We start from the raw sequence: 13,395 nt of genomic DNA on the forward strand, positions 1-13,395 counted from the left end.
GAGAGTCAGCCTTGCCCTTGCGCGTTTTCAGTTCGCTGGCGAGATAGTCATTGCGCTGCTTGCCCATCGCGGCGATCTGTTCATTGAGGCGTTCGCGCTTGGCTGCCTTTTCCTTGACCAGGACGACCTGCTCTTCGGTGCTGAGTGAGCGCATCGGAGCCGGCAATTCGGCTTCGGGAACATCGGCAAGCTCTATGCGACCACTGGCAACGGCATCAACCAGTTCATTCTCACCCAGCAGGTTGTCCTTGCCGGCCGCGGATGCATTGAACATCGCGCGCTTGACCCGCGATCCTGTCGTGCTCAGGGCGTGCAACTTGTCGGTGGCTGCGACTTTCGCATCGAGCTCCTGACGCTTGTCGGCATCACCATAGAAGATCCGCGTCTCATCCAGTTCGCGCGAAAGTTCCGCAAGCTTCTTGTCATACGGCGTCGTGACCGCGAGTGCGCCGCCGGATTGGTCAACCTTGAAGAACTCGCCCTGATTGAGTGCGGCAATGCGCTGCCATTCGGCATTCGTGCCGGCATTGTTGCCGACCTGGATCGTGTTGACCACGACACCACGCGCGGTGGCTGCGGCAATCGTTTCAGGATACTGGACATCGTCGGCATAGTCGGTGTGCGCCGGCGCGTCGCCAACCAGGAAGATCACCTTGTAGGCGTCCTCATCCTGAGTCCAGGAAATGCGATGCACGGCATCGTGCAAGGCCTGATTGACACTCTCCGGTGTATCGCCACCTCCATCCGCCTTGAAATCCATCAACGTGGCGAACATCGAATCGAGATCACTCGATAGATCAACCGTCCGTGTGACGTACTCGTCGCCGCGATCGCGGTAGGCAACCAGACCGATGCGCAGCTCCGGGGTCGGCTTGGCCTGGGCCATGCTGCTTGCTATCGACCAGATATTCTCTTTGGCACCCTGAATCAGCCCACCCATGCTGCCGGTGGTATCGAGCACGAAGACGACATCGATTTTCGGCTTGTCGTTCGCTATGGCGATGGCTGGTGCAGCCACCGTTGGCGCGACGGGTGCGATGGCATGTCGGGCACCCGCCCGGGTCAGCGGATAGGCGAGCACGGTGATGGCAGTGAGTGCAAAAACAGCAGGAACCAGCAGTTTGGTTTTCATGACAATCTCCTTCAGTGACGGTTGGCAAGACGCTGCAACGCAGCCTCGGCCGAGCGCCTGGCCCGGTCGAAACGATCTTCGTTGTCTGCGGTTGAAGTTCGCGGCGCGGTGCGCAGCGAGTCGGGGATGAACACGAACAAGGCCTGGACGAGGAAGAAGCTCCACAAGGCCAGAAACACACTGTGGGTGGTGTGGATGACGATGACGCTGGCAGCCACGGCGAACAAGCCAAGCACACCGTCGGCGACAGCTGTGAAGAAGCTTTTCCAGCAGGACCAGCAACGCAGAACCCAGATCGCTGCGGCCTGAGCCAGTAGCCATTCATGCAAGGGCGGGTTCAGCGCGAACAGCGCAATGCCGAGCAGCAACCAGGCACCGACCACCACCATTCGACCTGCCCGTGCATGCAGCCCTCGAAGTTGCAGAACCGCATAGACGATGCCGACAGCGGCAATGACCCAGCGCAGGGCTGCAGCCGGACTCATGATCCAGCTCAGCGCACTCCAGGCCAGACCGCCGCCGATACTGAGTGCCAGCGCGATGCCTACTTCACGCCAGAATCCCGGGCGGTTCATGACGCCTTCCTCTGCTGCTGCTCACGCAGCAAGGCCAGATCGACATCCGAGTCGGCAATGTTCAGGTCGGGCTGACCCCAGACCGTTGTATCGCGGTGCGCCGTTGCCGATTCGACTTCGAACGCCGCAGCCTTCTGGCGCATGGATTCGAGCTGTTGGCGTTGTTCGTCGAGGTTGCGGCCTCGATCATTCTTCTCGCCTTGCAGGCGTCCGAGACGTTGCCCCAGATGGGCCAGCAAGCGCTCACCTTCCAGGCGTCGGCGCAACAGCATGCGGATGAGCTTCTCGTTGCCGGCTTCGAAACACAGATCGAGCTCGCTGGAAATTCCTGCGATCGAAGTCTCCAGTTCAGTCGCACGAGCATGCGCATGCTGATAGTCCAGATCGAGAGCCTTGAGTGCCTGCGAGTTGCGCTCGACCTCGTTCTCCATCTCGCGAACGGCCTGGCGCAACAGGATATCGGGCTCCTCCAGGCGATCCAGAACAGCATGTGCATCGGCTCGGAACAAACGTGTCAAGCGGGATATCAGGGCCATGGTCGGACTCCGTTGTGGACTGCGAACCAGTCTCGGGAATCCGGTGCATCGGGTGTAGGCGGCATTGGGTAAATTCGCTGCAGCGATGTTTACAAAGGATTTACAAGCGCCCGATCATGCAAATTGATAGGCTGCAAACACGAATGGCACTGACCTGACGCTCGTCATTCCCGCGCAGGCGGGAGGCGATTCACAACAGCCGAATGGCTGGTCATCCAGCTCTTTCGGGACATCGCGGCAGACGCAAGGCCACTGGGTAGGCAGCTATCCGGCTGTTGCAGAGCGATTCCCGCGTAGGCGGGAATGACGAGCGTTGATTCAATGCAATTTGCCGCCAACACACCCGAACGGAGAGCGCCTCCCTTGCAACGAAAGCAACGCCTGCTCATTGTCGAAGACGAGGTTGCGATACGCACCGGCCTGGTCGATGTGTTCGTCTATCACGGCTTCGACGTGGACTTTGCGGCAGACGGCATCAGCGGTCTCGACATGGCCAGCAGCGGGCGTTACGACCTGATCATGCTCGATGTGATGCTGCCGGGGCGCAACGGCTTTGAAGTCTGCGAAGCCATTCGGAATGGAGATCGCGAGCAGGCCATCATCATGCTGACCGCAAAATCCACCGACGACGATGTCATCCAGGGCCTCGCACTGGGAGCCGACGACTACGTGACCAAGCCGTTCTCGGTGGCGCAACTGGTCTTGCGGGTGCAGGCCGTTCTGCGTCGTACCTGTTCCTCGGCCACCGAAGAAGCAGTCATGCGACTCGGCAATGGCATCGAGATCGACGTACTGAATCTGTGTGCCTACATCAACGGCACCTCGGTACGATTTACGCGCCGCGAAATCGAGGTATTGCAATACCTGTACGAACACTCCGACCGACCCGTACCGCGCGATGAACTCCTCAACAAAGTCTGGGGCTACGCCAGGCACATGGATATCGAGACACGCACCGTGGATATCCATGTCGCCAAGTTGCGGCGCAAGATCGAGAGCGACGCGAGCCAGCCGCAGCATCTGGTCACCATTCGCGGTGGCGGCTATCGACTGATGAGTGGACACTGACATGCGTCGCTGGCAGCCCCGATTGCTCAGCCGCGCGCGCCTGGCCGCATTCCTGGCCGTGCTGTTCCTTGCACTCATGATCCCTACCGTGATCCTGCTCGTGCAGACGCAACGACAGATCCGCTTCGAAGCCTTCCATCAGTACCGGACACTGGCCGAGGAACTTGGATTGCGCATCAACTCGAACCTGCAAGGCATGCTCGCAACCGAAGAGGATCGCAGCTACTCGGACTACCAGTTCGCTGCCTTCGCCAGCAGCCCAGCCAAGGCCACGCTGCTGCAGCGTTCGGCACTCTCCGAAGTTCCGGTTCGGTCGGATCTGCCCGGTCTGATCGGCTACTTCCAGATAGACGCGGATGGCACCTTCAACACACCAGCGCTGCCCGATGATCTTTCGGACCCATCACAGTGGGGGCTGGACAACGAACAAGTCGGAAAACGCGTCGCCTTGCGCAACCGGTTGCTTGATGTGTTGCGTCAGAACAGCCTGCTTGAACGTGGCCTGGTGGTACAGGATGCAGGACCCGAAAAAAAGGTCACGCCATCAGGCAGTAGCGGCGGCAAGGCGAGCATGGATGGACCGGCGGATCTTTCAGTCGCCGATCGTCAGATCATCGATCGCAGCGAGATTGCGCAGGTCGCAGGGAAGAAACGAGACGGGCAGGAAGACGCATACAGCGCAGCAGACAAGCAACTGCCCGAGCTTGGAAAGTCCGCCTCGAATGCCTCGCAAAGCGCCATCCTGGAGCTCAATGCGGTGCAGTCGACGGGCTCGCGCATCAAGGTCGACAAGATCGGACAGGTTGAAGATCTTCGCCTTGCACGCAACTTCCAGAAAGGCGAACAGAAGACAGACAACGAAGCCGATGCCCCGGCCTATGAACAGCGCCTGCGGGACAATGTCCAGACGCGCAGCAAGCGCAAGGAGCAATCGCCCGCACTTGCTTCACCGGTTGCCGAAGATGCCCTGGGAGCAAACGTTGAACCGGCACGCGTCCGCATGTTCGAAAGTGAACTGGATCCCTTCGAATTCAGCCTGCTCGAAGGCGGCTATGGCGTGCTCTACCGGAAAGTCTGGCGCGATGGGCAACGCACGATTCAGGGTGCCATCATTGATCAGGACGCCTTCGTCTCCCAGGCCCTGGTGCGCCCGTTCGAGGAGAGTGCGCTGGCGCAGATGAGCGACATGGTGGTTGCATATCGTCATGACGTGCTGACCGTGCGCCGTGCCGACAACGGAAGCTATCTGCTCAGTCGCGCAGCCGAAGTGGAGGGCGAACTGCTGCATCAGATGAGTCTTTCGGCGCCGCTGGGTGATTTCCAGTTGCTCTGGAACATCCGCTCCCTGCCTGCAGCACCCGGCGGCCGCATCATCACCTGGGCCGGAATCCTGCTGACCAGTGTGCTGGTTCTTGGCTTTTTCGCGCTGTATCGGCTCGGCCTGCGCCAGATCCGGCTATCCCGCCAGCAACAGGATTTTGTCTCGGCTGTCAGCCACGAGTTGAAAACACCGCTGACCTCGATCCGGATGTATGCGGAAATGCTGCGCGAGGGTTGGCCGGACGAGGCCAAGAAGCGTGAGTACTACGCGTTCATTCACGACGAAAGCGAACGTCTGTCACGACTGATCGGCAACGTGCTGCAACTGGCTCGCCTGGAGCGCAGCGACCTGCAACTCGACCTCGGGCGCATGCAAGTGGGTGAACTGGCCGACCTGCTGCGGTCGAAGCTCGACAGTCAGATCGTGCGTGCAGGATTCGCCTGCAACTATCGAATTGCGGCCGAGGCTGCCGAACATGCCGTCCTCGTGGATACCGACGCGGTGGTTCAGATCATGATCAACCTGGTCGACAATGCGCTGAAGTTTTCAGCGCGATCGGAACGACGCGAGATCGACATCAGCGTCGAAGTGCGCGGCAGCGGAAGGATCGCATTCTCGGTGCGCGACTACGGGCCGGGCGTGGAATCCTCGCAACTGCGCAACATCTTCACCCTGTTCTATCGTAGCGGTGACGAGATGCGCCGCGAGACGCCGGGCACCGGCATCGGACTGGCCCTGGTACGCCAGCTCGCGCGTGCCATGCAGGGCGAAGCCGATGTGCGTCAATGTGAACCCGGCGCTGAATTCGTGCTGCTCTTGCCAGTTGAGAACGGTTCCGGGCCAGCGGCCCGGAACTGAGCTCTGCAACTTATTCGACGACGGGTGGCGTGTCACCACTTGCGGGATCAGCTTCGCCTGCAGCGGGTACTTCGTTTTCGCCAGAAACACTGTCGACACTTTCGTCGCCGCCCTCATCGTCCTCGATGGCATCGAGTCGCACGAGGCCGACAAGATTTTCATCCGCCGGCAGTCGAATCAGGGTGACGCCCTGGGTGTTGCGACCGACCTTGGCGACTTCGGCTGCGCGCGTGCGCACCAGGGTGCCCTGGTTGGAGATCAGCATCAGTTCGTGTTCTTCGGTGATCTGTACCGCACCGACCAGTTCGCCATTGCGCTCGGAACACTTGATGCCGATGACGCCCTGGTTGCCGCGGCCCTTGCGTGGATACTCGGAAAGTTCGGTACGCTTGCCGTAGCCACGTTCTGTCGCGGTCAGGATGTCGCCCTCGCCTTCGCGGACGATCAGGCTGACAACGCGCTCACCTTCGGCCAGGCGGATTCCGCGCACGCCGGTTGCGGTGCGACCGGTCGAACGCACGGTGTTTTCATCGAAGCGAACCGTCTTGCCGTTCGAGGCGAACAGCATGATGTCACTTTCGCCATCGGTGATCTGCACATCGACCAGCGCATCACCTTCAGCAAGGCCGATGGCTATCTTGCCTTTCTGCAACTGGTAAGAGTATTCGGTGAGTGGTGTCTTCTTGACCGTGCCGTTGGCAGTAGCGAAGAAGACAAACTGATCTTCCGAATATTCATGCACGGGCAGGATCGCCTGGACCTTCTCTCCCTCCTGCAGCGGCAGCAGATTGACGATCGGCTTGCCACGCGCGGTTGGACTGGCATCGGGCATCTGGTAGACCTTGAGCCAGTAAACGCGACCGGTACTGGTGAATGTCAGCAAGGTGTCATGCGTGTTTGCAATCCACAGGCGCTCGACGAAATCTTCGTCCTTCAGCGCTGAAGCCGAGCGACCCTTGCCACCGCGCTTCTGTGCGCGATAGATACTGGCCGGCTGTCGCTTGGCGTAACCCGTGTGCGAAAGCGTGACGACGACATCTTCCGGCTCGATCAGGTCGAGCATGTCGAGTTCATCAAGATTGGCCTGGATCACGGTGCGACGTGCATCGCCGAATTCGTCCTTGAGTGAAACGAACTCTTCGCGAATGACGGCAAGCAGACGGGCCGGATCCTCGAGGATCTCGAGCAGGCCTGTAATCGTCTGCAAAAGCTCCTTGTATTCGTCTGTCAGCTTTTCCTGTTCGAGGCCGGTCAGGCGGCTCAGGCGCATCTCGAGGATCTGCTGCGCCTGGACTTCCGACAACTGATAGCCCGCGTCACTCAAGCCAACGCCTGGATCAAGCTTTTCGGGTTTGGACAGGTCCGCGCCGGAAGCGGAAAGCAGCGCGCGAACCAGGCCTGGCTCCCAACGGCGCACAAGCATGCGCTGCTTGGCTTCGTCACTGGATGCCGAGGTCTTGATCAGTTCGATCATCTCGTCAATGTTGGCCAGGGCGACGGTCAGGCCTTCAAGAATGTGGGCGCGATCACGTGCCTTGCGCAGGTCGAAGATCGTGCGCCGGGTGACTACTTCGCGGCGATGGCGAATGAACGCCTCGAGGATCTCGAGCAAGCCCAGCGTGCGGGGCTGGCCGTCTACCAGGGCCACCATGTTGATGCCGAACGTGACCTGCAACTGGGTCTGTTGATAGAGGTTGTTGAGCAGCACATCGCCCATCGCATCCTTGCGCACTTCGATGACCACGCGCATGCCGTCCTTGTCGGACTCGTCGCGCAGTTCGGAAATGCCCTCGATCTTCTTTTCCTTGACCAGGTCGGCGATCTTCTCGATCAGGCGCGCCTTGTTCACCTGGTAAGGCAACTCACTGACGATGATCGTCTCGCGACCATTGGCCTCGACCTCGACATCGGCCTTGGCGCGCACGAGGATGCGTCCGCGTCCCGTGCGATACGCCTCGACGATGCCGGCCGAGCCGTTGATGATGCCCGCAGTCGGAAAATCCGGACCCGGCACGATCTGCATCAGGTCTTCGAAGCTGAGATCCGGATCGTCGATCAGCGCAATGCAGGCGCCAAGAACCTCGGTGAGATTATGCGGCGGCACGTTGGTTGCCATGCCGACAGCGATACCAGCCGAGCCATTGACGAGCAGGATGGGAATGCGAGCCGGGAGGACCGTTGGCTCAAGCTCTTTCTCATCGTAATTCGGCTGGAAATCAACGGTTTCCTTGTCGATATCGGCGAGCAGTTCCGAGCTGAGCCGATGCAGACGGCACTCGGTGTAGCGCATGGCCGCGGCGTTGTCGCCATCGACCGAGCCAAAGTTGCCCTGGCCATCGATGAGCATGTAGCGCATCGAGAAGTTCTGCGCCATGCGCACGAGGGCATCATAGATCGAGGAATCGCCATGCGGATGGTACTTGCCCATGACGTCACCGATGACGCGGGCGCACTTCACATAAGGGCGATTCCAGACCGTGCTCGACTCCTGCATGGCATACAGGATGCGACGGTGGACGGGCTTCAGGCCATCACGCACATCGGGAAGGGCACGGCCGACGATGACGCTCATTGCATAGTCCAGATAGCTCTGCCGGACTTCGTCTTCGATATTGACGCGAATGACTTCTTTGGCGAACTCAGCCATTGAGTAGTTTTTCCATACAAATCAGGATGTTGTGAAACGTCGCTGGCCCGCGGGGATGCCCCGGAATCGGTGCGGCGAAAACACGAAATATTACCACGAAATGGCACTCTTCCGCTGGGTTTTGCAGGCTTTGGGGGGCCTTGGCAGACGGACTTGGCCCTGTCGGGGCCATGCCTGCCTGCCGCGGGGCCGAGAACGGAGCTTCCAGCCCGCATCGCGGACTCCCGCTCACCCGAGAACGGGGCACGCGCTCAGGGTTTCTTCTGGCGGAATATCCAGAACCGGGATGCCGAAAAATTGACCAGGAATCCACCCATGGATCCGAATGCAACCGCCAGAGCCGGAAGACGTTGCATCAACTCGTGGTGATAGACCAGGGTCGAGTAGATCGTGAAGTTGACGGCGAAACCGCCGCTCATGGCCAGCAGATAGCGCGACCACTCGCCAAAATGGCCGTAGTGCCGGACACCGTGGAACGTGAACCGGCGGTTGAACAACCATGTACCCGTTGCCGCGCAAACGAACGACAGCAGCCGTGACGCGTAAGGGTTGGCGTCAAATCGGGTGACCAGGAACTGGACCAGGCCGGCATCAATCAGGAAGCCGAGGAATCCGCCAATGCAGAACAGCGCTACCTGGCGCATGCCGCGCCTCTCGAGCTCCTCTCGGGCTTGCCACGGAGTGCGCAGGCCCGCCCGCGCCCCTCAGGCGAATAGCGCTTGCATGCGTTGGTCATTGGGGTTCTCGATAACACCACGCTCGGTCACGATGGCATCGATCAGGCTCGCTGGCGTGACGTCGAAAACAGGATTCCAGGCCTGTGCGCCTTCGACCACGGTGCGTTGACCGGCATGGGCCAGGAGCTCGTCCGGATCGCGCATCTCTATTTCGATTTCGATGCCGGACGCGGTTGCCATGTCCACGGTGGACGACGGAGCGACAACCATGAACTTCACGCCATGGTGTCGAGCAACGATGGCCAGCTGATAAGTTCCGATCTTGTTGGCAACATCGCCGTTTGCGGCTATCCGGTCAGCACCGACGATGATCCAATGTACCTGACCCGAGCCCATCAGATGGGCTGCGGCAGAATCGGAAACCAGGGTCGCAGGAATGCCGTCGCGCATGAGCTCCCACATGGTCAGGCGCGCACCTTGCAACCAGGGACGGGTTTCACCGGCGAATACGCGCTCGATCTTCCCCAGGCTGCATCCCGCACGGATCACGCCGAGCGCAGTACCGTATCCGGCTGTTGCCAGAGAACCGGTATTGCAATGGGTGAGTACGCCGACATTGTTGCCCAGCAAGGACGCGCCGAGCTGGCCCATGTGCCTATTTGCAGCGAGATCTTCGTCCTGGATGCGCTCTGCTTCGCGTTCCAGCTCCGCTGCATCGGCACCTTCCGCAATGCATCGCTGCATGCGATCCAGCGCCCACATGAGGTTTACCGCAGTAGGTCTGGATGCTCGCAACATGGGCAGCGCAACATCCACCGCCTCGCGGCCGCGCTGCGCCGCCAGGACCACGCCCCAGGCGGCCGAGATGCCTATCGCCGGCGCACCGCGCACGACCAGATCACGAATTGCCTGGGCCACGTCTGCGGCATCCGTGCAATCGACATAGTCTTCGACGAAGGGCAGCTTGCGCTGGTCCAGTAGTCGCAGGCGTTCGCCGCGCCAGAGGACGGCGCGAATGGTGTCATGGTCTTCGATTGTGCTCATGCCGAAAGCATACCGGAAGCGGCTTCCAAGCAGAAAACCGCCGTTCGCCTATCCGGGGAAACCGGGGCCGCCTTGTCCCTCCACGATTTCTACATAATCCCGGACTTGTCGGGGTTTATCCTGCGGAGAGCACTCCATACTCGGCAACTGCAACATCCAGGCAGGAATCCACTCGTGAAAAAACCTTTCAGAATCCAGATCGCTCGCCTCGCCATGGCGGCGATTCTGTTCACCGTGTCGTCCATGGCAATGGCCCAGGACCTATACGACACCTCGACGCTGCGAACATTCAATATCACCTTCCAGGACGCAAACTGGCTGGCCCTGTTGCGTGCCAACTACACATCGGAAACAAACATCCTGGCCGACGTCGAAGTGGACGGAACGGTATACACCGGCGTCGGTGTTCGCATCCGGGGCAATACTTCGTACACCCAATTGCCAGCCGGCTCGGACAAGTTCTCGCTGAAACTCGACATGGCGTTCGTCGATCCTGACCAGGAATTGATGGGCTACGACACGATCAACCTCAACAATGGATTCCACGACCCGACCTTTTCCCGCGAAGTGGTCTACAACAACTACGTGGCGCAATTCATTCCCAATCCGCGCGCCAACAATGTGGTGGTCTCCCTCAATGGCCAGAACTGGGGCGTCTACATCAATGTCCAGCAGCCCGACAAGAAGATGTTGCGCAATTACTTTGCCAACGAGGATGGCGTGCGCATCGGCTGCTCGAACAATCCCAATGGACCGGGGCTTGCCTACAACGGGCCCAATGTGTCGGGCTACTCCGCCTATGAAGTCCACAATGACGGCGGCGTCGCCAATCCGATTGTCGAAGCATTGATCCCGGTAGTTTTCTCGCTATCCAACGAACCACTCGGCACCTGGCAGAACATCGATACCCTGTTCGCCATCGATCCCTCGATCTGGTCGGTGGTGCTGGAAAACCTGCTCACCGACGATGACAGCTACGTCAACAAGGGCTGCGATTTCATGACCTACCGCAACCCGATCGACAATCGCCTGCACCTGATCCAGCGTGATGCCAATGAAACGTTCCTGGCCAGCACCTGGTCGCCGACGCTGAACTTCACCGCCAGCAACAAGCCGGTGTTGAGTCGCGTGCTCGCCGTACCCGAATTGCGTCAGCGCTACATGTCGCACTACCGCGTGGCAAAGCGCGATTTGAGCTGGGAGTATCTCGGCACCCTGTTCACCGCAAACCGCGACCTCATCGATGCGGCCGTGCAGGCGGATCCGAAGAAGCTCTACAGCTACACGCTGTTCCAGAACAATTTCACGAGCACAGTCACGCTGCCCGCCTCGGGAGGACCTCCTGGCAACAACAACGTGGTCGGGCTGCAGCAGTTCGTCACCGAGCGCACGGCCTTCCTCAATGGCACTCCCGAACTCGTCGCCAACGGACCAACCATCCAGTCCGCGCAGGCATCGGACAGTTCTCCGGACCCGTCAGCACAGGTCTGGATCAGCGCAGGCGTCGTTGCGAATGGCGGCGCGATATCGGGCGTCGAACTGTTCTATCGACCGAGCCCCACAGGTACCTACCAGCGCGTAGCGATGCTCGACGATGGTGCGTCCGGTGACGGTGCGGCCAACGACGGCGTCTACGGCGTTTTGCTGCCGGCCATCGGTACGCCGGGGCAACACGTTGAATGGTACGTCGGCGCAGTCGCTGCCAATGCCTACAGTTCGGTCAGCTACCTGCCCGAATACGCGGAAATTGGTCCGAATTCGATCAATTACACGTTCGGCGCAACCGCTGGCATTCGCATCACCGAATGGATGTATTCCGGTGCGGACGGCGAGTTCATCGAGTTCACCAACATGTCGACTCTACCCGTCGACATGACTGGCTGGAGCATGGATGACAACGGCGCTACTGCAGGCGCATTCGACCTGTCCGCATTCGGGGTCGTACAGCCCGGTGAGTCGGTCGTGGTGACCGATGCCATGGCCGAGACTTTCCGGTCCGCCTGGGGGCTCGCGGGTACGCTCAAGATCATCGGCGAACTGGGCGTAGTCACGGGCAACAACCTGGGCCGCAACGACCAGATCCACCTGTTCAATGGATCCGACCAACTGGAGGACCAGTTGTTCTACGGCGACCAGACTTATGCCGGTTCGGTGCGTACCCAAAACAGTACTGGCCAGCCTCCCTGTTCGGCGGTAGGCCAGAACGATGTGGAGGCCTGGCAATTGTCCGTTGCGGGCGACGCGTTTGGTTCGTTCACATCAGTGGGAGCCGACGTCGGCACACCTGGCAGCTATGCCTTTCCGGGCTGCGATCTTGATGTGATCTTTGCCGACGGATTTGACGATTCGTTCTGACGATTCGTCGAGCCGGGGTCGCACGGTCGACAGACGGTGCGGCCAGTGTCGACGAATCCGGCTCGGCGCGAAATGACGTACATCAGGCCCGGTCCTGGACCGGGCCTCAACCCGCCAGGGTTCAACCAAAATCCAGACCATTGATACGCCGTGTGCGCTGAGTCAAGGCGGCAATGATGACTTCGCGGCTGGCATGAATGATCAATTGGCTACGTGCACGGCTGGCAGCCGTGTATAGCCATTCACGGGTCAATAGTGGATGAGGCTCGTGCGGCAGCACCAGTTCGACGATGTCGAATTCCGAACCCTGTGCCTTGTGCACGGTCATCGCCCATGCGCTCTCATGAGGCGGGAGCTGGGCCGGAATCAGCGCCAGCGTGCCACCGTCGCGCCTGGCGAACCACGCACGCAAGGGTGCAGCGGGCGTCTCTCCAAGCAGGACACCGACATCGCCGTTGTAGAGTCCAAGCGCTTGCTGATTGCTCGTCACGAGGACCGGCCGACCTGAAAGATGAGGATTCCCCGCTTTCGCGCCATGCAACACGCTGGCAATAGCCTGATTGAGTCCGACCACGCCATGCGGACCTTCGCGCAGTGCGCAGAGGATGCGGTAGTGACCGAGGGCTTGCAGTGCGGCCTCGGGTGTTTCGGCGTGCTGCAGCGGTTTCCAGGCTTCACGCATGGCTGCGCGCACGTAGGTGTTGTCGAACTGCAGGGCGTGTTCGCGCCAGTCGATATCGCTGCTGCCCTCCAGTGCGTCGAATACGGCATTCGAGTCACCTGCGCGGATCGCCCGGACCAGGCGTGCAATGCCGGAGTCACCACCGAATCGCCGCGGTCGCTCGAGTCGCACGACGCGTTCGCCGAGTGCATTGGGATCGTTTCGCATTTCGACCTGGGTCGAACTGGTCGCGCCGATCCAGCTCGCTGATTCGGCACTGAAATGGTTGTCCGGATTGCAGGCCGCCAGAGTGGCCAGCACCGCACCATTCTCGACTGCCGGCAACTGGTCGGGATCGCCGAGCAGGATCAGCCGGCAATCCGGCTTCAGCGCTCGCAAAAGCTTCGCCATCAACGGCAGATCAAGCATCGAGCATTCGTCGACGACAAGTACATCCAGATCCAGTGGCCGTGTTGCATCCCGTGCCGGATGCACGGACTGCGGACGCATGCCAAGCAACC

Annotated in this window: 10 protein-coding genes; 3 read left to right on the forward strand and 7 right to left on the reverse strand. The window is 60.2% G+C overall.

What is annotated here, in order from left to right; all coding sequences use genetic code 11:
* From WBP53_RS03170 to WBP53_RS03180, 3 genes are all read right to left on the reverse strand, one after another.
* A partial coding sequence (locus WBP53_RS03170) for a vWA domain-containing protein (protein WP_423925852.1) occupies positions 1–1,132 on the reverse strand: 1,132 nt, incomplete at its 3' end.
* 11 nt (positions 1,133–1,143) lie between these two features.
* Positions 1,144–1,707: a hypothetical protein gene (locus tag WBP53_RS03175; protein WP_423925854.1), complete on the reverse strand. Its 564-nt coding sequence runs from the start codon at positions 1,705–1,707 to the stop codon at positions 1,144–1,146.
* The gene (locus WBP53_RS03180) at positions 1,704–2,243 is read right to left on the reverse strand and encodes a PspA/IM30 family protein (protein WP_423925856.1); all 540 of its coding nucleotides are present in this window, start codon (positions 2,241–2,243) and stop codon (positions 1,704–1,706) included. Before WBP53_RS03180 ends, WBP53_RS03175 begins: the two co-directional genes overlap by 4 nt.
* A 363-nt stretch (positions 2,244–2,606) precedes the next feature.
* On the opposite strand from WBP53_RS03180, the gene WBP53_RS03185 reads away from it, so the two are divergent.
* The gene (locus WBP53_RS03185) at positions 2,607–3,311 is read left to right on the forward strand and encodes a response regulator transcription factor (RefSeq protein ID WP_423925858.1); all 705 of its coding nucleotides are present in this window, start codon (positions 2,607–2,609) and stop codon (positions 3,309–3,311) included.
* A gap of 1 nt (position 3,312) precedes the next feature.
* Positions 3,313–5,490, forward strand: coding sequence for a sensor histidine kinase (locus WBP53_RS03190; RefSeq protein WP_423925860.1), 2,178 nt, complete (start codon positions 3,313–3,315; stop codon positions 5,488–5,490).
* A 10-nt stretch (positions 5,491–5,500) separates the two neighbouring features.
* Here the strand turns inward: WBP53_RS03190 and gyrA are convergent, their stop codons facing one another.
* From gyrA to mtnA, 3 genes are all read right to left on the reverse strand, one after another.
* Positions 5,501–8,137, reverse strand: a complete 2,637-nt coding sequence (gyrA, locus tag WBP53_RS03195) for a DNA gyrase subunit A (protein WP_423925862.1) — start codon at positions 8,135–8,137, stop codon at positions 5,501–5,503.
* Between the two features lie 251 nt (positions 8,138–8,388).
* Entirely contained in the window at positions 8,389–8,781 is a 393-nt protein-coding gene (locus WBP53_RS03200) for a GtrA family protein (protein ID WP_423925864.1), read from the reverse strand.
* A gap of 60 nt (positions 8,782–8,841) precedes the next feature.
* Positions 8,842–9,858, reverse strand: coding sequence for an S-methyl-5-thioribose-1-phosphate isomerase (gene mtnA, locus WBP53_RS03205; protein ID WP_423925866.1), 1,017 nt, complete (start codon positions 9,856–9,858; stop codon positions 8,842–8,844).
* Between the two features lie 174 nt (positions 9,859–10,032).
* On the opposite strand from mtnA, the gene WBP53_RS03210 reads away from it, so the two are divergent.
* Positions 10,033–12,213 (forward strand): CotH kinase family protein, encoded by a 2,181-nt coding sequence (locus WBP53_RS03210; RefSeq protein ID WP_423925868.1) that lies wholly within the window; start codon positions 10,033–10,035, stop codon positions 12,211–12,213.
* A gap of 121 nt (positions 12,214–12,334) precedes the next feature.
* On the opposite strand, the gene recD is transcribed toward WBP53_RS03210, so the two are convergent.
* Positions 12,335–13,395: exodeoxyribonuclease V subunit alpha (gene recD / locus WBP53_RS03215; RefSeq protein WP_423925870.1), on the reverse strand; the 1,061-nt coding region annotated here is incomplete at its 5' end.

The sequence above is a fragment of the Dokdonella sp. genome (assembly GCF_049593775.1).
Taxonomy (GTDB): Bacteria; Pseudomonadota; Gammaproteobacteria; order Xanthomonadales; family Rhodanobacteraceae; genus Dokdonella.